Source organism: Rhodobium orientis, assembly GCF_003258835.1.
Taxonomy (GTDB): Bacteria; Pseudomonadota; Alphaproteobacteria; order Rhizobiales; family Rhodobiaceae; genus Rhodobium; species Rhodobium orientis.
The window spans coordinates 18390-39530 of sequence record NZ_NPEV01000030.1 but is presented as its reverse complement, the minus strand read 5'-3'; the positions used below and the strand labels follow the sequence as shown (position 1 = coordinate 39530).

Here is a 21141-nt window from a genome sequence, read left to right as displayed (position 1 = left end):
GGCAAATCCCGATTGACGGTCGGCGACTCTTTCGACTTTCGTCTAGTGGGTATCCTTTAAATACCCCCGATGAGTGCGTTTCGCCAGACCCTAACGCGAAAAAATGAATATTCAAAATATCGAATATTCTTAACTGAAGGCGGAAAAGGCGCGCAGTTTAAGTAAACTTTGTCAGTTTGACGGGAGAGCGACGTCGGAACGTCTGCGCGTTTTGGGAAGATTCAAAATGCAACCGACGTCGTCTTGTTGTTTTGTTGCGCATAACGCGCTTTTAAATTGAATGAATGAAAAATACTGCAACCATTGTTTGAAGGGGTGGCCTGAGGACGGCAGCGATACGACCAAGGCGCACGCTGGCATGGTCTGCCATATCCGTAAACCAGTTATGCGCCTCGCGCAGCGCGAGACTTCGGCCGAAGCAGGTTCAATCCCGCTTCTTCACCTTCTTCCAGCCCGTGATCATCGGGATGATCAGGTCCTCGCCCTTGTAGAATTTGTAGAAATAGATCGAGGTGACGTGGATGATCGTCAGCACAAGGGCGATGATCGCCAGCGGCTCGTGCCAGGACAGCGCGAAGCGCGAGGTCGCCGAGGAGACGTACTGCGCCAGCGGGCCGACATTGATGTAGTCCTCCGGGTCGGAGACGAGCCCGGTCATCACCTGCAGGGCGAGGAGGGCGAGGATGGCGACGACGAAGATCGCGCCGACCGGATTGTGGCCGGCAAGGTTGGAGGGCTTGCGCGAAAACATCGTGCCGGCATAGGCGATGACCTTGCCGGGGCCCCGGACGAAGCTTGAAAACCGCGCCGGCTTCGGGCCGATGAAACCCCAGATGACGCGCAGGACGACGATCGTTGCCACCGTGTAGCCGGCCCAGAAATGGTACGTCATGTCGGCCGGGCCGAACTCGCCGAGAATCCAGGCCGTGGCAAAGGCGATGAAGAGCGCCCAGTGCAGGACGCGCACGACGGGATCCCAGAGGCGGACCACCTCGGTTCCGTCGGCGGAGGCGGTGCGCGGCGCGCGTTTCTGGTCGGCAGCAATGGTCATGGTCGTCGGTCCCGGTCCTGGAGGAAAGTCCTGGAGGAAAGGTGACCCGGGGCCCGAAAGACGGGTCCCGGGGTGTCCTATGGTGTGGTGTGATGGTGTGGTGCGGATCAGAAATCCTTGGCGCGGAAGTCGTCGTGGCAGCCCTTGCAGGCGGCGCCGAGCTTGCCGACGGCCGGACGCAGGGCGTCGAGGCCGTTGCCGGCGGCGGCGTTCAACTCGTCGACGGCGACAAAGAGCGCCTTACCCTTTTCCTGGAAGCTGTCCATGTTCTCCCAAATCGCCGGCTGCGCGCGGGTCTTGCCCGGCAGGTCGGCGTTGGAGGTGCCCGGCGCGAACAGGTCGCTGATGGTGTAGCCGGTCAGCGCCTTCAGGTCCTTGGCATGGGCCATGGCAACGTCGGCGTCGTAGTCGACCTCGCCCTTTGCCATGGCGGCAAGGCCGTGCATTTCAAAGCCGAGCAGCTCGAAATAGGCCATGCGGGCCTTGGCGGTGTCCTCGGCCGACTGGGCAAAGGCCACGGCCGCGGGCAGCACCACGAAAAGCGTCGAGAGTAAGAACTTGCGCATCATTGAATATCCTTGTGGTCGGTGTCCTTGGGAGGCCACGTTGGCCATGCGTAATGATCCTTAATCCGATCACGAAAGAGGAATGTGACATCCTGTCGTCCCCTTTTGCGACCCTCCGGCGGCCCCCCGGTGCGAGGGGCCGGAAGCGGCCGAAATCAAGGCGTTATGGGTAGCCGGAGAGGCATCGACCGTCACATTACAATTTGTTCATGTACGGATCGGACACGGGTTCAAGTGAGGGCAGGAGTCCTCACGCAACCAGCCGGCGCAGATTGGGGATGTCGCAGAGAAACTGGTTGGTGTGCGGCTCGGAAATGTAGCCCTGGCGCTTCAGCTCGGCCATCATCCGGCTCGCCGTTTCCGTCGTCAGGCCGAGCACAGCGCCGAGGTCCTCGCGGCTGAACAGCTCGCAGCGCCCGTCCGGCTCGACCTCCGACAGCCACAACAGCAGCCGCACCACCCGGTCGCGCGACGGGCCGGTGGAGAATTCGGTGATCCAGCGGTCGGCCTCGCTGAGCGCCCGGTGCCAGCGCGACATCAGCTCGTGGAACAGCCGGGAATTGGAGTTGGAGAGCTCGCGTATGGTCCCGACCGGCAACCGGCAGAGCTCGGTCGGATGCAGCGCCGTGGCGCTGTGGCTGTAGCTGTCGCTGACGATCGATTCGATGCCGATGATGTCGGTCTTGCGAAGGAGCCGGACGATGCGGTGGGTGCCGTCGGGCAGGAACCGGGTCAGTTTGACGAGGCCGGTGCGAATGGTGAACAGCGAAGTCGCCTTTTCGCCCATGCCGTAGATTTCCGCGCCGCGGGCATAGGTGAGCTGGTCGATCGGCCGGTGCACCAGGTCGAAGTCGGCCTCGGAAAGGTCGGAGAACAGAACCGACTGGCGAATGTTGCAGTTGAGGCAGTCTGCAACCCCGGTCCAGGCTTCGTTGGGCGAAATGCGCTTCATCGTCTCGTGCTCGATAGGGCCGTATTTGGGCGGTACAGCGGAGAAAAAAGAGGCAGAAAGAAAGCCTCTTTATCCCATCTGGGGGGCGGCGCGGCGGTCGACAATGCGACTTCTTTCCATTAGCAGCAACGCATGCATTCGCTCAAGCGCAACCGGCCGGTGCGTGATGTAGAGGACGGCCCGCTCGCCGGTCGCATCGAACAGCGCTTCCAGCATCGCCGTCTCGGTTGCCCGGTCGAGCCCTTCGCCGGGCTCGTCGAGGAGGAGGATCGGCGCCTCCTTCAGGAGCGCGCGGGCGACCGCAATGCGCCGCGCCTCGCCGCCGGAAAGCTTCAGGCCGTTGGCGCCGACGAGGGTGTCGTAGCCGTCCGGCTGGGCGGCGATGAAGTCGTGCACCTGCGCGATCCGGCACGCCTCTTCCAGCTTGCCGAGAGGTGCATCCGGCGCGGCAACGCGAAGGTTTTCGGCAATCGAGGCGGTGAAGAGATGGGCGTGCTGGGAGACGGCTGAGATCTGCCGGCGCACGTCCTCCGGGTCGAGATCGGCGACGTCGGTGCCGGAAAGGGAGATGCGGCCGGTCTCCGGCGGCCAGAAGCGCAGGGCAAGGTTGACGAGGCTCGACTTGCCGGAGCCGGAGGCGCCGAGGAGGCCGGTGCGGGTGCCGGGCATGAGGTCGAGGTCGATGTCGCAAAGGGCCGGGCGCGCGGCGCCGGGATAGGTGAGGCCGACGCCGCGGAACGACAGCAGCGCGGCGTCTGCGGCGTTAAGCGGCAGCGGCGCCGGCCTGGCGGGAACGGCAACGGGCGGGGCGCCGTCCGCAAGCGCGAAGATGCGCCGCGCCGAAGCGAGCGTGCCGCCGAGCGACTGGGCGGCCAGCGGCAGCGGGCCGATGGCCTCGAAACTCGCCATCGCCAGCAGCGCGACCATGGCAAGATCGGCCGGGGCGAGCGCGCCGGAGCGCACGGCCGGAACGGCAAGGGCGATGGCGGCAAAGAGCGCCATGTTGGTGGCGAGCCCGACGCCGGCGGTGGATAGCCCGGAAAGGCGCGAGAGCCTCGTTTCCTCCGCGATCATGCCGCAGGTCAACGCTTCGATGCGCGCGGCGTGGGCGGCGTCGAAGCCGTGCGCCTGAAGCGTTCCGAGGCCGTCGAGCATGTCGACGAGTTTTGTGGTCATCTCCGCGCCCTGGTGCGTCAGTCGCTCCGACGGCGCGCCGCCGGCCTTCGCGACGAGGACGGGAAGGGCGATGCCGGCAAGGGCGAGCAGCACGGCCTGGCTGGCCGCGATCTGGGGATGCCAGGCAAAGAGCACGGCGACGACGACGAGCGAAGCAAGCGCCGCCACCGTCACCGGCGCGAAAAATCGCAAAAAGACCAGCTCCAGCCGATCGATGTCGGAACTGAGGCGGGCATGGACGTCGCCGGAATGGGCTTTTGCGAGGCCCGCCGGCGCCAGCGGCTCGATCCGGCGGTAGAACCAGGTGCGCAGTTCCGCCAGCAGCCGGAACGTCGCCTCGTGGCTGATCACCCGCTCCCCATAGCGCCCGACGGTTCTGACGATGGCAAAGGCGCGGATGAGGGCGGCCGGCGTGAAATAGTTCATGGAAACGCCGGCAAGGCCGGCCAGCGCCATCGCCGTGATGAACCAGCCCGAGACGGCCATCAGCCCCACATTGGCCAGCACCGAGGCAAGCGACAGGGCAATGGAGCCGGCCATCCAGAGCCAATAGGGCCGGAAGAGTTTTAGGAGACGGAGAAGGTCGCTCATTCGGCCACCTCCTCTGCAATGAGCCCGGCAAGGCGCGGATCGCCGGCAAAGTCGCCGGGTCTTCCCGTCGCCGCGACCCGGCCTTCTTCCATCAGGACGATCCGGTCGGCGTCGCGGGCCGTTTCCAGCCGGTGGGCGATGGCAATGAGCGTGCGGCCCGTCGCCAACCGGTCGATGGCGGCGGAGACCTTCTGCTCGCTGTCGCGATCCAGATGCGCGGTCGCTTCGTCCATGAGGACGAGTGGCGCGTCGCGATAGAAGGCGCGGGCAAGGCCGATCCGCTGGATCTCGCCGCCCGAAAGCCCGAAGCCCCGCTCGCCGAGGCGCGTGGAGAACCCGTCCGGCAGAGCCGCGACGATCTCCCGCGCAAACGCCGCCTCCGTCGCTGTCTCAAGCCGCGCCTCGTCGAGGACGCCGTCGGTCATCGCAATATTCTCGGCGAGATCGGCGTGGAAGAGGTGGGGGTGCTGGGAGAGGTGCGCGATATGCTGGCGCCAGTCGGCAAGGTCGATGTCATCGAGCGGTGTGCCGTTGACACGGATGCGGCCCGACGTCGGCGCGACGAAGCCGAGCAGCAGGTTGAGGACCGTCGACTTGCCGGCACCGCTCGGGCCGACGAGGGCGATCCGCTCCCCCGCCGCGACTGTCAGCGAAAACCCGTCGAGCCCAACCCGCCCGTCGGCAAAGACGACGCCGACGTCTTCGAAGGAGATGTCGATCCGCCCACCGTCAGCCAGTGTCGTTCCCTCGGCCGGCCGCGCCGGCACCGGAATGTCGAACAGCTCCGTCACCCGCTCCGCCGCGCCGATCGCTTCCATGCGGGCGTGGTAGGCGGTCCCGAGGGTGCGGAGCGGCAGGTAGAACTCCGGCGCCAGCAGCAGCACGAAAAAACCGTTGAAGAACGCCATCTCGCCCCACAGCAGCCGGAAGCCGATGAAGACGGCGACGATAGCGATCGAGACGGTGGCAAAGAATTCCAGTGCCAGAGAGGACAGGAACGCGAGCCGCAAGACCGCCATGGTGTCGCGCCGGTAGTCCTCGGCCATGCGCGCGACCTCGGCGGCCTCGCGCCGCGAGGCGTTGAAGATTTTGAGGGTCGTCAGCCCCTGGATGACGTCGATGAGATGGCCCGACATGCGGGCGAGCTTCTGCCACTGGCGCTGGTTCATGCGCTCCGCACCGCCGCCGATCAGCACCATGAAGAGCGGAATGAGCGGCGCCGTGACGACGAGGACGACGGCCGACAGCCAGTCGCTGGGGACGACCGCAACGAGCACGGCGAGCGGCAACAGCGTGACGAGGCTCGCCGTCGGCAGGTAGCGCGAATAATAGGGCTCGATGGCGGCAAGGCTGTCGGTCAGCGCCGTGACCAGCCGCCCGGTCGGCTGCTCGGCAAGGGCGACGGGGCCGGCACGCCTCAGATGGTCGAGGGCACGGGCACGCAGGTCCCGCTTGACGGCGGCGCCGGCGCGAAAGCTCGCCTGTTCGGCGAAATAGATGAGAACCGCCCGGGCAAGAAACAACGGCAGAAGCAACAGGAGCGACGGTAGCACGGCATCAAGCACCGCGCCGTCGATGGCTACGGCCGTGACGGCACTGGCGATCAGAAAGGCCTGGGCGATGATCAGCAGGCCGTTGGCAAAGGAGAGGATAACGGAAAGGCGCAGATCGCGTGTCGCGATCGGCTTTTCTCCCTTCATGAACGTCTTGACGCGGTCCACCCGCAACGCCTCGCTATTGTCCCCCGCCTCATGAAAAGGCGCGCCGTTGCCGGCGCGCCCTGGTGTTGTCATCGGTCGAGGAAATCAGTCCTGCCGCTCCCCGTCCTCGTCGACTTCGAACCCGTTCTGGAATTCGTACCACATGACATTGATGGTCGCGATGGCGAGCGCCGCGGTGACGCCGAGGATCCAGGCGAAGTACCACATGATCGTTCTCCTTTGTCCTCAATAGGCTTCGTGGGTGCGGGCTTCGATGTCCTCCACCGTCAGCTTGCCCCACATGCGGGTGTAGGCCCAGACGGTATAGAGGAGGACGATCGGCAGGAAGATCACCACCGACCAGAACATCACGGTCAGCGTCAGATGGCTCGAGGGAGCGTCCCAGACGGTGAGGCTGGAGGAGGGCTGCGTGCTCGACGGCATGATGAACGGGAACATGGAGATGCCCGCCGTCGCGATGATGCCGGTCATGGAGAGCGCGCTGGTGACGAACGCAAAGCCCGGGCGCCTGGCCGCGCAAAGCATCCAGGTGACGAGCGGTCCGAGAAGGCCGGCGGCCGGCGCGATCAGCGCGACCGGATAGGTCGCATAGTTGTCGAACCAGGCGAGCGGCGCCCTGACCGCCTCCTTGGCGAGCGGGTTGGCGACCGCATCGAAGGGTGGCTGGGAGAGGATGCGGTAGCCGTCGATGCCGAAATAGAGCCAGACGCCGGCAAGGGCGAAGGCGGCGGTGACGAAGACGGCGAGCATGCCGGTGACCCGCCGCGCCCGGACCGCGATGACGTTCTCGGTGCGAAGCTGGAGCCACACCCCGCCATGCATCGCCAGCATGGCGACACTGATGAGGCCGGCCAGCAGCGCGAACGGGTTGAGGAGCCCGAGCAGCGCCCAGATGAAGGTCGCCTCATAATGCGGCTTCAGGAACGGGTCGAGATAGAACGGCACGCCCTGCAGCAGGTTGCCGAAGGCGACGCCGAAGACCAGCGCCGGAATGAAGCCGCCGGCAAACAGGCCCCAGTCCCAGGCGGTCCGCCAGGTGGAGTCCGTCAGCTTGCTGCGATAGTCGAAGCCGACCGGCCGGAAGAAGAGGCCGATCAGAACCAGCAGCATGGCGAGGTAGAAGCCGGAAAAGGCGGCGGCATAGACGGCCGGCCAGGCGGCGAAGATGGCGCCGCCCGCGGTGATCAGCCAGACCTGGTTGCCGTCCCAGTGCGGGGCGACGGAGTTGATGATGACGCGGCGCTCGCCGTCGCTCTTGCCGAGGAAGGGTAAGAGCGTACCGACGCCCATATCCATGCCGTCGGTGATGGCAAAGCCGATCAGGAGCGTTCCGACCAGGCCCCACCAGAGGAATTTCAGCACTTCGTAGTCGAGTAACATCGTGGAGGTCTCCTCGTGCTGGTTATTCGGCGGGCTGGGCGGCCGGGGCGCTGCCCGAACGTCCGTTGCCGTTGCGCTCGTGGTGGTAGCGGCCGGTGTGCAACGCACTGGGGCCGAGCCGGGCGAACTTGACCATCAGGAACATCTCGATGGCCAAAAGGATGCTGTAGAAGATCAGGTAGCCGGAGATCGAGAAGATGAGGTCCGCCGTGGTCAGCGCCGAGGTGGCCAGGAACGTCGGCAACACCTCGCCGATGGCCCAGGGCTGGCGGCCGTATTCCGCGACGATCCAGCCGAGCTCCATGGCGATCCAGGGCAGCGGGATGGAGTAGAACAGGACCCTGAGCAGCCAGCGGTTCTGTTCCAGCCGGCCGCGGGCGAGCACCCAGAAGGCGGCGCCGAAGAGAGCGAGGAAGAAGAAGCCGATGACGACCATGATCCGGAAGCTCCAGAACAGGTACGGGACATAGGGAATGCTGTCCCGCGCCGCCTGGGCGATCTGCGCTTCCGTGGCGTCGGCCGGGTTCTCCACATAGCGCTTGAGCAGGAGGCCGTAGCCGAGATCGGCCTTGTGGACCTCGAAGGCGGCAACGATCTCGTCCGTCCGCTCATTGTTGCGCAGCTTGGAGAGGTTCTCATAGGCGATCATGCCGGAGCGTACGCGCGTCTCGTTGTGGGCGATGAGGTCTTTCAGGCCGATGACGGGGGTGTCGAGCGAGCGGGTGGCAATGAGGCCCATGACCCAGGGGATCTTGATGTCCATGTGGGTCTTCATCTCGGCATCGTCCGGGATGCCGAAGAGAGTGAAGCCGGCCGGCGCCGGCTGGGTCTCCCACTCCGCCTCGATGGCAGCTAACTTGACCTTCTGCACGTCGCCGAGCTCGTAGCCGGACTCGTCGCCGAGCACGATCACCGACAGCGAGGCGGCAAGGCCGAAGCCGGCGGCAACCGCAAAGGACCGCTTGGCAAACGCCACGTCGCGGCCCTTCAACAGGTACCAGGAGGAAATGCCGATGACGAAGACGGAGGCGCAGGTGTAGCCGGCGGCGACCGTGTGGATGAACTTGACCTGGGCGACCGGGTTGAACACCACGGCCCAGAAGTCGGTCATCTCCATGCGCATGGTCTCCGCGGAGAACTCCGAGCCGACCGGGTTCTGCATCCAGCCGTTTGCGACCAGGATCCAGAGCGCGGAAAGGTTCGAGCCGAGCGCGGTCAGGAACGTGACGGCCAGGTGCTGCACCTTGGTCAGCTTGTCCCAACCGAGGATCATCAGGCCGATGAAGGTGGACTCAAGGAAGAACGCCATCAGCCCCTCGATGGCGAGCGGCGCACCGAAGACGTCGCCCACATAGTGCGAGTAGTAGGACCAGTTGGTGCCGAACTGGAACTCCATGGTGAGGCCGGTGGTGACCCCGAGGGCGAAGTTGATGGCGAACAGCTTGCCCCAGAACTTGGTCATATCCTTGTAGATCTGCTTGCCGGTCATGACATAGACCGACTCCATGATGACAAGGATCCAGATCAACCCGAGGGTCAGCGGCACGAAGATGAAGTGGTACATGGCAACGGCGGCGAACTGCCACCGGGAGAGTTCGACAAAGGTTGCGTCGATCATTGTGCGGTCACCTTCCTGAAGGGTACCTTTGACGGGACGGCCGAAGCGCCCACGGGATGCGTTGCGCACAAGCCTAACGCCGCCGGGTGACAGGATCACCCCGGGAACGCCGGGCGGCAGTCATGCGCAAGGCGCTTGGCCGTCGGAATGGAGGGATTATCGCCAGCGGGATAAAAACGGCAAATAAAAAACTTCTTTGTTACGAATGCGACTTTCCATTAAGGCATTGGAAAATATATCTATTTAGTAGAAACCGGGATTTGTTGTCGCAGCCGATTCTGAAGAAAAAAATCGTTTTTCGCGCATATGATATGTGGGTTTGGGGTGAGGTCCGTCTGGGCGTTTAAGGTGGACCTCGGCATGGTACGCTCGACTAATGACGAACGAGTCGCATTTCGAAAACGTCATATTTCGATATCGCTCCATGGACGCTCTTTTGGGGCCGCGTGAAGAATTGGAGCGTCAGACGGTCTATTTTGCTCCGCCGGAATATCTCAACGACCCCATGGAAGGAATGCGTCTGATTTACTGGCGTGGCGATAGAATCACATGGCGCAATCTGCTGCGTCACTATGTGATTTGCTTGCAAAACCGGGTGTTCCAAGCTCTTCTGCGAAACCAAACCGAACGTCTGAACCCTCAATCGATCGCCGTATTCCAGAGCCTCGACAACCTACCCACACCAGAAGCAAGAGCCCTATGTGAGGCGTGTATCGAAGCTGTTGAAGGTGGCGAACTGCATGCCGCGCTGCTCGATTTGCTCGCAAACGCAGATCGGAACGTTAGCTTCTCAGAACTTCAAAGGCTCTTAAGGACTGTGCACCTCGACTGGCTGGGCGCTATGCACAATATCTTTTGTCAGCGCGGTCTCGCGCAGCAAACTGAGCCCATGAGCGACCCTCCCCGTGGTTTGGTCGATAGTCTGCGTGCCTTTAAAGCTGCTGTGCCGACATTACAGGATCAGACTTCTGACGTTCGCATTGAATTTTTCCATGAAATTGGAAATTTGATCGGTGAGCAAATGGTCTTGTTGTCCGTATCCCAACTAGCTGAGGTGCTCGAGCCAAAGCGGGAAAGCCTGTTCTTTGATTTTCCAACTGAGTATCTGAATAACCTTATTAAGCTTATCTATCCGCCATGGTACGTGGCCTGCTTTTCGGCTCAACATGACAATGCTGCTATGTGGAGCTACTACGCGGAAAATCATCAGGGATGTTGTTTGGTTTTCGCCACGCACGAAACGGGCAGCAGGCGCAAATTGCGATTAAACGGCCCGACTGGCTACGGCTCAGACGGTATATCATGCCATACAACGAACCCGACGCTTCAGCCGGTGCGCTATTCTAGCGAAGAGCACCGAATTGAGTTTTTCACTAATATCGGGCGACTGCCATTCAATCAGACGATGCGAAACTGGTTCCAAGATGATGCGGGAACTACATCGCCTCTTGCTGACCATCTCTCCGATGAACGACAAGAAGAATGGCGCGACGGATACTGGGAAAAATTTGCGCCACCACTTTTGCGCAAGCTACGAGATTGGGAGCACGAGCAAGAATCGCGAATTATTTTATCCGATATTTTGAATATCCGTGGGACAGATGAAGGTCGAACGTTCACTTATGATTATGACACGCTGGACGGCATCATTTTTGGGATCAACACCAGCCTCTCAAACAAAGTGCGAATCATGCGCATAATAGACACGAAGCTCGCAGACCGCTCCGTTTCGCGGCCGTTCAAGTTCTATCAGGCCAAATACAATCCCCGGTCAGGTCGAATAGAAGCGCATCATCTCGGCCTGCTTCGTCATGAGGAGCAATAGCGTTCTATTTGACTGATAAATTTGATTTAGTGGCTCCCGTCTCAATTTGAGGGCGGCCCACTCCCGGCATGTTAACTTCTACCCTTTGGCGCTGGCAGCTAACGATGCCAAGCATTTGGTACGCGATATGTGTGGGGTCGAGGAAGAGAATGGCAATCACACCAATAAGCCCCCTCACTCAATCATCGAAACCGACTGCGTCTCCCGAATATACGCCTCTTCCGCCTCCGTCAGTTCCACGCAGTCATAGCCGGTGATCATCGTCTTGACGTAGTGGAAGACCGATTTGCCCGTCGTCGTCATGTAGACGTGGACGATGACGAAGATGGCGATCATGAAGGCGGCCGCCGTGTGCAGGAAGGCGATGATCGGCAGAAGGACCCCCGCATAGGGCATGTCGCGCCAGAGGTCGTAGAGCAGGTAGATGATGCCGGTCGACCACAGGGCGGGGCCGACGATCAGCATGAAGGTCATGTAGGCGAGCGACTGCAGGGCGTTCTGCTTCCTCTGCAGGCCCTTCTTGTAGGGGTGCGGCTCGCCGACGATGATGCCGTAGGCGTAGAAGCGGATGATCTTGAAGATGCCTTCCTTGAACAGGTACTGCCGCCACTGGCCGGTGGTGAAGTTCCAGAAGGTGGTGAAGATCCAAAGCACGATCAGCGCGATCGCCGCGAAGGTGTGGATCGTCACGGCGAGCTTGAACGAGATCAGCGAGAAGGTGCCGTGGATGTTGAGCCCGGTGAAGAACAGGGCAAAGATCAGCGCCGCCTGCGACCAGTGCCAGAACCGCTCGTAGCGGGTGTAGATCATCACATAGTGGTTCTGGCCGGGGCACAGGCCCTGCCTGGTCTTCTTCTTGATGACCGGCGGTTTTTCCTGGGCCCTGATGTCGTGATAGTGGTTCTTGTCGGTCATGACGCGTCTCCCCCGATGATGATCAATGCTTGGTTCTGCCGCGCATCATGACGCGCGCGAGGCTGTGCAGGATGACGCCGCCGAGCGCCCCGGCGATCGCCAGGTAGCCGATGATGTCGAGCCAGGAGAAGTGGTCGCGGCCCGGCATGTAGAAGCCGGCAAGGCTGGCGAGGCGTCCGTCCCTGGCGTGGCATTCGGCGCAGGCCAGCGCGTCGTCCTTGGGCGCCACCATGTGCGTGATCGGCCAGTACATGAGCGTGTCGACGAAGCCGTATTCGCCGGAATAATCGACCCCGACATGCTCCATCGCCGCCTTGATCGCCTTGTCCCAGTCGAAATTGGTCCAGAAGGCACTGTCGGTGTCCGGCCCGAAGACGTGGTTGTAGACGAGGTGGTTCAGCTTGGCGTCATAGGCCTGCCGCCCCTCCATCCGCTTGAACGGCCAGATCCGCGAGTTGGGATCGTCCGGGCTGCCCTTGATGCGGTTGATCTCCACGGTCTTCGTCGGGTCGATGGTGGCGTCGGAAAGCGTGTAGCGCACCTGTCCGTCGAACCAGGCGTAGTAGGGCGTGACGTTCTCGCCCCACTCGAAACCGCCCTTGGTCGAGAGATAGGTGTGCAGGTGCGACCCGTCGCTCTGGGTGAAGTCTTCCTCGTGGTAGGGCGCTCCCTCCTTCAGCTTGCCGGCGGTCGACCAGTCCCACTTGGTCTTGGTGGCGACGCCGCCACGGGCGAATGACGGGATGTGGCAGGTCTGGCAGGCGACCCGGCCGGTGTGGTTGTTGAGCTTGATGCCGGCAACGGTGCCGATCGGGTGCGGGCTGGAGCCGTGGCAGGATTCGCAGGTGGCGACGTCGCGCCTTGCGCCCGGCTTGCCGGTGCCGACGGTATCGATCGCCTTGACGTCATAGCGGCTGCCGGCCCACTGGTGCTCGGTGCTGACATGGCATTTGGAACAGGCGAAGTTGAGCCCGTCCTTGTCCATGTGGACGTCCACGGCCTTGGTCGGTTCGAACAGCACCGACGACAGGTCGCCGTGTTTCACGTTGTCGCCGCCGCCGCCGTAGAAATGGCACTGGCCGCAGTTCTCCCGCCCCGGCAGGCCGACGCTGCGCGCGATCTTGCCGAGGTCGAGGGCCTTTGCCGGCGCGCCGGTGATGGTCTGAGCCTTCGGCGAGACGGGATCGAGCGGCGGCATGCCGGCGGCGGTCGCGATCTTGGTGTAGGTGCCGGTGCGGTCGTGGCAGACGAGGCAGTCGACCTTGGTTTCGTCCTTCGGCGGCCCGGCCGCCATGTCCGTCCAGCCATAGCCGACGTGGCAGCTCGTGCAGCGCGGCTCGTTGGCCGCCACATTGCCGCAAAAGGCGTTGATGACGTGGCTCTTGCCGAGCGTCTGGCCGGTCTTTTCGTTCTGGAATTCCCACTTCCAGTGGATCGAATGCATCACCTGGTCGCCCGCCTTGTTGTGGCAGGAGAGGCAGGCCCTGGTGACGTCCGGGCCCGATGCGAAGGTCTTGTTCAGTTCCTCGAACTTGGCGTGGTCGGCGGTGCCGCCCGACTTGCCGTCGTGGTCCTGACCGTCCGCAGCCAATGCCGCTATCGATCCCGTCGTTAAGGCGAAAAGGAGGGCGGCAAGCTGGCAAAGGGCGGTTGCGGACTTTCGCATCGGGCTCATTCCATTGTCAGTGGCTGCAGTCGTCGTGGGGCGGGGCGGGGGCAAGCTCCCGTCCGGCCGCCACGGCTTCGGCTGCCTTGTGAGGATCGGTTTCGCTGGTCTCGACCACCCGGATGCCGCGCGCGTCCATCTTGCGCCGAAACCCGGAGCCGCAGCTCTGGGTGACGACGACGTCGACGACGTCGATGGGGTGCGGGGCGTCGAAGGCGGTCTCGTGGATGCTCTGGTCTTTCGGCAGGTCGAGCTTGTCGACGACGACAGGGGGCTCGGCCCCGTCGGCGAGGAAGATCATGAAGCGCCGCGTCTTGCCGGCATGCGGCGTGATGGTGCGAAAGTTCTGGCTGGTGACGGCAATGCGCATCGTCCCGCTCCTCATGCCGTCACCGGGTCGGCGCGCAGCGCCCGGACCCAGTTTTCCATGGCGATGTTGGCAACCGGCATCGGTGCCTCCAGGAAGGAGACGATGAACCGGTCGGCGAGTTCGGCAACGCCAATGGAGCGCGGCCGGAGCGCCAGCATCTCCGCGCTCGGCAGCGCCACGCCGAAGCAGAACAGGATGTTCTTGGCGTCCTCGATCTCCGGCGCGATGGAGCCGTCCGGCAGCGCCTTGGTGTGGTTGTAGTGGTCGAAGACCCCGATATAGCGGGCGACCCGGTCGGCCTCGATGTTGGCCTTCAGCCGGGCGACGATGTCGTCCGCCGACGTCATGTCGGTCTCGTCCTTCTGCAGCTCGAGGACGAAGATCGGATATTTTTCCTGGATGATTTTCTGTCTCATCGCGTGCTTGCTCGAAAACCTTTGGTTGTATGAAAAGAGGTTCCGGACAGACCTTCCCTGTTGCCGGTCCCGGTGGTTTTTCCGGGCGCCCGTCATCGCGTTATCGCGCAGCACGTTCTTCAGGGTGACGGGCGCAGGCGCCGCCTGCGAGACGTCATCCTCCCTCAAGGAAACCGCGCATTTTCGTGATGCGGACATCCGGCACGCCGGCCTGTCCGTTGTCGTTTTTCGCTTCTGCGGTCCCCTGCCGGCAAAGGACGCGTCCAACGGAACGCCATGTCCTGAAGCCGGTTCTGGATTCCTAGGCGCGGTGCGACAAAAGAGCATTGAGAATCCGCAACCGCCGGGCGCATAGATGCGAAAAGGCTCATATTAGAACAATTAAACTTTGGCGTTTCACTCTCGTTTACCCTGATGCGGCACACTGCTGGGCGTGGGCCGCCCATCAGGCCGGGCCGCCCGCAGAGTATGTGTGAGGGCGTATCATGGCCGAGTTCGAGACCCAGTCCGTCGAACAACCGTCGCATCCTGTGCCGCTGGACGGCGGCGTCTCCGGTCCCGATGACCGGACCGAGGGGCGACTGCTGGTCGCCGAGCTCGCCGCCGACGACGGCGGCGAGAGTTTTTCCTACGAGATCGTCGGCGAGGGCGCGGACATCTTCGAGATGACCGGCGATGTTCTTTTCGTGCGCAAGGGCGCCGAGGCGGCATTCCGCGCTGTTCCCGAACACCAGCTCATCTTGCGGATCACCGACATCACCGGCGAGGTCTTCGACGAGCCGATCACCATCGACGTTTCGAGCGTCCCCGAGCCGGAAGAGGAGGACGCCGGCGACGCGGGCACCGGGGTGTTCGATGAACCGGAGCGGTCTGCAGAGCCTGAGAGCGATCCGTTCGCGGTCGCCGAGCGCGCCGCATCCGATGCGCTCGCGGCCTTTTCCGAATCCGGTCCGGCCGACGACGATGCCCCCGCTGTCGACGCGCCCGAGGACGGCCCTGCCGACCATCTGCCGCTGGAGCCGGACACGGCGCGCGTCGAACTGATCGCCGCCGACGACGACGGGACCGGCGAGGAAGCCGAGATCCCAGGCCCTACCGCCGTGCTGGACAGCGATCCGGAAGCCGAACAGGCTGCCCTTGCCGCCGAGCTCGACGCTGCCGACGACGCCTCGCTCACCACCGACGTCTCGGAAGCGCCCGTGCCGGTGGCGGAGCCCTTCTACGGCGCCGATGCCGATCCCCTGGGGGAAGACGACGAGACAGGCGAGACCGAACCGGAAGACGTGTCCCTCCACGTCGAGGCGGACGAGGCGGATCCGGTCGATGAGCCGATTGCGGACGAGGCGGCATTCGATGAGCCGCAGCCCGAACCGGTCTCGACAATGGAAGACGACAGCCGGTTCGACGAGCCTGCTGCGCCGGACGACGGCGCGTTCGCCGAACCGGACGATGCCGCCGAAGAGCCCGTCCTCGCAGAGGAGGCTTTGCAGGAGTCGTCGGAGTCACATCCTGAAGCGGCGTCTTCCGAAGATGATCCCACCCGGGAGGACGCTCACCCCGGCGCCGAGGCGCCCGACATCACGGACGATGACACCGAGGCCGCAGCCTCCGCCGCTAGCGCCGATGCGGCCGACCTGGTGCGGGTGATCGAGGAACCCGGTCCGGCGAGCGAACCGCATGTCGACGACATGCCCTATGCCGCGTTCGCCGATACGGCGCCGCGTGCCGACGAGCCTGGACCCTTCGCTGACGAGGCGACGTCCGTTGCCGATGAGCCTGCGCGCCCCGCCGAAGAGGCCGTGGAGGAGCAGGAGGAGCAGGCTCCAGCCCTGCACGGGCAAGAAGAGGCCGAGCACGAGTTCGGCAAGTACTACTTCTATCTCGGTCCGGACGGCCATTTCGTCATCGGCGAACTGGACGACGACGCCCCGGAACTTGCGAACGGCGTCGCCGACGTCACGCTGGTGCCCCACTATGCCGATCCCGAGCCGGACCTTTTCGGCAACAGGGGGAGGCCGGCGAGCGCGACGACCGCCGAGGAGCCGCCGGCACCTGCACTGTCCGAACCGGAAGAACCGGCACTCGATCCGCTGGAAACGCCCCATGCCGAGCCCCGCTCCGAGGCCGAGGACGTTTCCGCAGAAGAGCCGGCGACCCTTGACGCCGCACCCGCTGCCGACGAGATGCCCGCCGACGAACCGCTCGAAACCCCTTCGGAGCCTGCCGAAGGCGGCATGCGCTACGAGGTCGACGACGACCGCTTCTTCGTCGACGAGGAGGGCAATGTCATGCTCGCCGACGGCGCTGCCTTCGACACCGAGGCCGAACCGTCCGTCGACCTGGAGGTGACGGCGCGCGCCCCGGACGGCTCCATCAGCCGCCAGACCTTCACCATCGACGTCAGCGAATTCGCCTGACGCATCCGCTTCGCCGGTGCTTCGCGAGGGCGGGGTGCCGGCGTGTTTTTCAAAGTGGAACCAGACTGTTCACCCCGGAACCGGTGGCCCCGCCCCGTCGTTGGCTTACATGTCGCGGCAGTGACAGAGCAACGAAAGGACTGTGCCATGGGTTTGCTGGTTGACGGCGTCTGGAAGGATCAGTGGTACGATACGGATGCGACCGGCGGCCGCTTCGTGCGCTCCGAATCGCCCTTCCGCAACTGGGTGACGGCCGACGGCGCCCCCGGCCCGGGCGGCGACAAGGGGTTCCGGGCCGAGCCGGGCCGCTACCACCTCTATGTCTCCTATGCCTGCCCTTGGGCCCACCGCACCCTGATCTTCCGCGCCCTGAAGGGCCTGGAAAAGATGATCACGGTCTCGGTCGTCAACTGGCATATGGGCGAGGAAGGCTGGACCTTCGAAGATGGACCCGGTGTTGTCCCCGACCCCATCCATGGCGCCAAGCGGCTCTTTGAGATCTATCTGGCGGCAAAGCCGGACTATTCCGGCCGCGTCACCGTGCCGGTGCTGTGGGACAAGACGACGGGCACCATCGTCTCCAACGAATCCGCGGAGATCATCCGCATGTTCAACAGCGCCTTCGACACCGTCGGCGCCCGCTTCGGCGACTACTATCCGGACGCCAGGCGCGAGGAGATCGACGCCCTCAACGGGCGCATCTACGACACCGTCAACAACGGCGTCTACAAGGCCGGCTTCGCCACCAGCCAGGAAGCCTATGAGGAGGCCGTCGGGCCGCTGTTCGAAACGCTGGATTTCCTGGAAGAGCGCCTGTCGACCCGGCGCTACCTGACCGGCGAGAAGATCACCGAAGCCGACTGGCGCCTGTTCACCACACTGGTGCGGTTCGATCCGGTCTATGTCGGCCACTTCAAGTGCAACATCCGCCGCATCGCCGACTACCCGAACCTCTCCGGCTATCTGCGCGACCTCTACCAGGTGCCGGGCGTCGCCGAAACGGTGCACCTCGACCACATCAAGAACCACTACTACGGCAGCCACAAGACCCTGAACCCGACCGGCATCGTCCCCGTCGGCCCGGACCTCGACTACGACGTCCCGCACGGACGGGAGCGGCTGGCGGCCTGACCTCTAGCGATAGAGATCACTCCGCGTCGGCGGCAGGCCCGCGGAACCCTTGGCGCGGCGCGAGGCGAGGGTCTGGAAGATCTGCAGCGTGCCGCGCTGGAAGGCAAGCGAGACGCCGGAGAGATAGGCGATCCAGATGCGGGTGCGCGCCTCGCCGGCAATCGCAACGGCCGCCTCGCGGTTTTCCATCAGGCCCTTGGCCCAGAGTTCGGTGGTGCGCCCGTAATGCTCGCGCCAGCCCTCCACGTCGTGGACCTCGAAGCCGCCCGCCTCCAGCCCCTTCAGCGACATGCCGATATGGTCGACCTCCGCGCCGGGGAAGATATAGCGGACCATGGCGTTGTATTCCTTGCGCTTTTGCCGGAACAGCCGGTCGGTCGCCTTGGCCCGCCGCGTGATCGCGTGGTGCAGGTAGAGCCCGCGCGGCTTCAACAGTTTGCGGACCGAGGAGAAATACCCGTCCGCATTGTCGATGCCCACATGCTCGAACATGCCGATCGAGGCGATCTTGTCGAACTCGCCGGAAAGCGCCCGGTAGTCGCGGAGTTCCACGGAGACCCGGTCGGATAATCCGCGCTCCTTGATCCGGTGCTCGGCCAGTTCGGCCTGCTCTTCGGAAAGCGTCACCCCGACCGCTTCGACGCCGTAATGCTCGGCCGCATAGGTGATGAGCGAGCCCCAGCCGCAGCCGATGTCGAGGAGCCGCTCGCCGGGCTGCAGCCGCAGCTTTCGGCAGATCATCTCCAGCTTGTCGCGCTGGGCGGTGGCGAGGTCGTTCTGCCAGTCGGTGAAGTAGGCGCAGGTGTAGACCATCTCCGGGTCGAGGAAGAGCCGGTAGAAGTCGTTGGAGACGTCGTAGTGGTGGGCGATGTCGGCCTTGTCGCTGCCGCGCGACAGGGTGGCCGCCGTGCCGCCGTCGACGCCATGCGCCTCCGGCGCTGTGCCGGGCCGGGCGGAGGACAGCGCGAAGGGAAGGGCGGCCTTCAACAGGAGCCCCTTGTTGATCTTCTTGGCGATGTCGCGGGTCCGCGTTTCCGGCCGCTTCTCGGCAAGGTCGAAGAACGAGCCGTTCTTAATATCGACGAGCCCGGCGGCATAGAGCTCGATCAGGGTCGGGATGCGCGGCGCCCGGATCAGGCGGGAAAAGACGGCCGGGTCCGAGACCGCGATCCTGAGGCTCCCCGGCTCGGCATCGGCCGGCACGGTCGAGCCGTCCCACAGTTCGAAATCGAGGCTGAGCCTTGCTGCCTCGCGAAGGTGTTCAAGCGCACGGCGTGCGGCATCGAGGCGACGGTCGGCGGCGGGCGTCATGGCAGGAAATCCCTGGCGGTTGGCGGCGGCTGGCTGCGGTCATCCGTGTTTCATGTCCCGGCCGGGGCCGCAAGGTGCAGAAAAACGGATGGTTGATCCAGTCGTCCAAAAAGACGATGTTTGCGCCAAATTCCGCCGACCGGATTCTTTTTCCGATTCGACAATCGACCCAGCCGAAATGCAAAGGCCGATCATGATCGATCTCTATACATGGACGACCCCGAACGGGCGCAAGGCCTCCATCGTTCTGGAGGAACTGGGGCTGCCCTATACGGTCAAGCCGATCAACATTATGGCGAACGAGCAATTCGCGCCGGAGTTTCTCGCCATCAGCCCCAACAACAAGATCCCGGCGATCGTCGACCACGACACCGGTATCCACCTGATGGAATCGGGCGCCATCCTGATGTACCTCGCCGAAAAGACCGGCCGCCTGATGCCGAGCGACATCAAGGGCCGCTTCGAGGTCATCGAATGGCTGATGTGGCAGATGGGCGGCTTCGGCCCGATGCTCGGCCAGGCCCACCACTTCCTGGAGTTCAATCCCGGCAAGGCGCCCTATGCCGAAGAGCGCTACGGCAAGGAGACGGAGCGGCTCTACCGTGTCCTCGACAAGCGCCTGGAAGGCCGCGACTATGTCTGCGGCGAATATTCCATCGCCGACATTTCGATCTGGCCCTGGGCGACCCGCTTCGACTGGCAGCGCATCGATCTCAACGACTATCCGAACGTCAAGCGCTGGTACGTCGCGATCGCCGGGCGCCCGGCGGTGCAGCGCGGCTATCATGTGCCCAAGCAGATGCCGGACATCCCGATGCCGGATTGAGCGTCGGGAAGCAGGGCTGAAGCGAACAAAACACTGTCGTCATCGCGAGGAGGCCGAAGGCCGACGTGGCGATCCAGAGCAACTTGCTCCGAGTAAATGGCCCCTGGATTGCCGCGCTCGCTCCGCTCGCTCGCAATGACTGCATATCGGAACGAAACAACGTTCCTCGGGGGGAATGGCATGCGCGCACTGGTGCTGGACGGCGGCTTCGGGTTTCAGAACCTCAACATCGCCGAGCGCGAGCGGCCGGAGCCTGGCCCCGGCGAGGTGTTGGTCCGGATCGCCGCCGTCTCCCTGAACTACCGTGACCTCCTCCTTGTCGAAGGCTCCTACAATCCGCGCCAGACAATGCCGGTGGTACCGACCTCCGACGGCGCCGGCATCGTCGAAGCCGTCGGCCCGGGTGTCACCCGGTTCTCTCCCGGCGACCGGGTCGTCAACGGCATCGCGGAAGGCTGGATCGACGGGGCGCCGAGTGCGGGGGGCCTCAAAACCATCCGCGGCGGCCCCGGCGGCGACGGCTTCTGCGCAGACTACGTGCTCGTCCCGGAACGCGCGCTCTTTGCCGTGCCCGACCACCTGTCGCTGACGGAGGCCGCAACGCTTCCCTGCGCCGGCATCACCGCCTGGTGCGCGGTCGTCGAACACGGCAACGTTCGCCCCGGCGGCACCGTCGTCGTGGAAGGCACCGGCGGTGTCGCGCTCTTTGCGATGCAGTTCGCGCGGATCGCCGGCGCCCGCACTATGGTGCTCTCCTCGTCGAACGAAAAGCTGGACCGGATTTCCGACCTCGGCGCCGACGTGACCGCTAATTATGTCGAGGTGCCGGAGTGGTCGCGCGCCGTGCGTGAAAACTTCGATGCGGACGGCGCCGACCTCGTCGTCGAACTCGGCGGGGCGGCGACGCTGGAAAATGCGATGCGCTCGGTCAAGCCCGGCGGCACGGTGGCTCTCATCGGCAACCTGTCCGGTAGCCACGCGCCGCTCAACCTGCCGCTCGCCGTGATGCGCCAGGTCCGCCTCCAGGGCATCACCTGTGGCTCGCTCGGCGACATGGCGCGGATGATGGCAGCGGTCGCAACCCACCGCCTGAAGCCCTGGGTCCACGAGACCTTCCCGCTGGACCGCTACCGCGATGCCTTCGAACTGATGCGCGCCGGCGGCCATGTCGGCAAGATCGTGATTGCCCTCGACCCTGACGCCTGAGCG

The 21141-nt window shown here is 64.0% G+C and carries 18 protein-coding genes; 5 read left to right on the top strand and 13 right to left on the bottom strand.

All coding sequences use genetic code 11. The annotated features are described in order from the left end of the window. Window positions 1–424: 424 nt before the first annotated feature. The 8 genes from CH339_RS14105 to CH339_RS14070 form a co-directional block, all read right to left on the bottom strand. Window positions 425–1051 (bottom strand): cytochrome b/b6 domain-containing protein, encoded by a 627-nt coding sequence (locus CH339_RS14105; RefSeq protein ID WP_111435003.1) that lies wholly within the window; start codon window positions 1049–1051, stop codon window positions 425–427. A gap of 107 nt (window positions 1052–1158) precedes the next feature. Next, complete coding sequence (locus tag CH339_RS14100) at window positions 1159–1617, bottom strand: c-type cytochrome (protein WP_111435026.1); 459 nt, start codon at window positions 1615–1617, stop codon at window positions 1159–1161. A 250-nt stretch (window positions 1618–1867) separates the two neighbouring features. Then, window positions 1868–2569 (bottom strand): Crp/Fnr family transcriptional regulator, encoded by a 702-nt coding sequence (locus CH339_RS14095; RefSeq protein ID WP_111435002.1) that lies wholly within the window; start codon window positions 2567–2569, stop codon window positions 1868–1870. A gap of 69 nt (window positions 2570–2638) precedes the next feature. Then, window positions 2639–4336, bottom strand: a complete 1698-nt coding sequence (gene cydC / locus CH339_RS14090; protein WP_111435001.1) for a thiol reductant ABC exporter subunit CydC — start codon at window positions 4334–4336, stop codon at window positions 2639–2641. Continuing rightward, entirely contained in the window at window positions 4333–6057 is a 1725-nt protein-coding gene (gene cydD, locus CH339_RS14085; RefSeq protein ID WP_170138529.1) for a thiol reductant ABC exporter subunit CydD, read from the bottom strand. The genes cydC and cydD overlap by 4 nt, the downstream gene beginning before the upstream one ends. A gap of 84 nt (window positions 6058–6141) precedes the next feature. Next, window positions 6142–6264: a cytochrome bd-I oxidase subunit CydX gene (cydX, locus tag CH339_RS14080; protein WP_111434999.1), complete on the bottom strand. Its 123-nt coding sequence runs from the start codon at window positions 6262–6264 to the stop codon at window positions 6142–6144. Window positions 6265–6282: 18 nt separating this feature from the next. Beyond that, on the bottom strand, window positions 6283–7437 hold the full coding sequence (gene cydB / locus CH339_RS14075) for a cytochrome d ubiquinol oxidase subunit II (RefSeq protein ID WP_111434998.1): 1155 nt from the start codon (window positions 7435–7437) through the stop codon (window positions 6283–6285). 22 nt (window positions 7438–7459) lie between these two features. Then, window positions 7460–9052 carry a cytochrome ubiquinol oxidase subunit I gene (locus tag CH339_RS14070; RefSeq protein WP_201240871.1) on the bottom strand — a complete coding sequence of 531 codons (1593 nt, stop codon included), beginning with the start codon at window positions 9050–9052 and terminating at the stop codon, window positions 7460–7462. A 379-nt stretch (window positions 9053–9431) separates the two neighbouring features. Between CH339_RS14070 and CH339_RS14065 the strand changes: the two genes are divergently transcribed. Further along, window positions 9432–10880, top strand: coding sequence for a DUF2971 domain-containing protein (locus CH339_RS14065; RefSeq protein ID WP_111434996.1), 1449 nt, complete (start codon window positions 9432–9434; stop codon window positions 10878–10880). 174 nt (window positions 10881–11054) lie between these two features. On the opposite strand, the gene CH339_RS14060 is transcribed toward CH339_RS14065, so the two are convergent. The 4 genes from CH339_RS14060 to CH339_RS14045 all read right to left on the bottom strand — a co-directional run bounded on the left by CH339_RS14060 (window position 11055) and on the right by CH339_RS14045 (window position 14247). After that, entirely contained in the window at window positions 11055–11795 is a 741-nt protein-coding gene (locus CH339_RS14060) for a cytochrome b/b6 domain-containing protein (RefSeq protein WP_111434995.1), read from the bottom strand. A gap of 22 nt (window positions 11796–11817) precedes the next feature. After that, window positions 11818–13386: a tetrathionate reductase family octaheme c-type cytochrome gene (locus tag CH339_RS14055; RefSeq protein ID WP_201240870.1), complete on the bottom strand. Its 1569-nt coding sequence runs from the start codon at window positions 13384–13386 to the stop codon at window positions 11818–11820. Window positions 13387–13477: 91 nt separating this feature from the next. Next, entirely contained in the window at window positions 13478–13831 is a 354-nt protein-coding gene (locus CH339_RS14050; protein WP_111434993.1) for a NifB/NifX family molybdenum-iron cluster-binding protein, read from the bottom strand. 11 nt (window positions 13832–13842) lie between these two features. Further along, window positions 13843–14247 carry a DUF6858 family protein gene (locus CH339_RS14045; RefSeq protein WP_111434992.1) on the bottom strand — a complete coding sequence of 135 codons (405 nt, stop codon included), beginning with the start codon at window positions 14245–14247 and terminating at the stop codon, window positions 13843–13845. Between the two features lie 485 nt (window positions 14248–14732). Between CH339_RS14045 and CH339_RS14040 the strand changes: the two genes are divergently transcribed. Continuing rightward, window positions 14733–16664: a hypothetical protein gene (locus CH339_RS14040; RefSeq protein ID WP_111434991.1), complete on the top strand. Its 1932-nt coding sequence runs from the start codon at window positions 14733–14735 to the stop codon at window positions 16662–16664. Window positions 16665–16811: 147 nt separating this feature from the next. Continuing rightward, window positions 16812–17795, top strand: coding sequence for a glutathione S-transferase family protein (locus tag CH339_RS14035; RefSeq protein ID WP_111434990.1), 984 nt, complete (start codon window positions 16812–16814; stop codon window positions 17793–17795). A gap of 3 nt (window positions 17796–17798) precedes the next feature. Here the strand turns inward: CH339_RS14035 and CH339_RS14030 are convergent, their stop codons facing one another. Continuing rightward, window positions 17799–19106 (bottom strand): SAM-dependent methyltransferase, encoded by a 1308-nt coding sequence (locus CH339_RS14030; RefSeq protein ID WP_111434989.1) that lies wholly within the window; start codon window positions 19104–19106, stop codon window positions 17799–17801. 193 nt (window positions 19107–19299) lie between these two features. On the opposite strand from CH339_RS14030, the gene CH339_RS14025 reads away from it, so the two are divergent. Both CH339_RS14025 and CH339_RS14020 read left to right on the top strand, forming a co-directional pair. After that, complete coding sequence (locus CH339_RS14025) at window positions 19300–19932, top strand: glutathione S-transferase family protein (RefSeq protein ID WP_111435025.1); 633 nt, start codon at window positions 19300–19302, stop codon at window positions 19930–19932. A gap of 180 nt (window positions 19933–20112) precedes the next feature. After that, complete coding sequence (locus tag CH339_RS14020) at window positions 20113–21138, top strand: zinc-dependent alcohol dehydrogenase family protein (protein WP_111434988.1); 1026 nt, start codon at window positions 20113–20115, stop codon at window positions 21136–21138. Window positions 21139–21141: the final 3 nt, after the last annotated feature.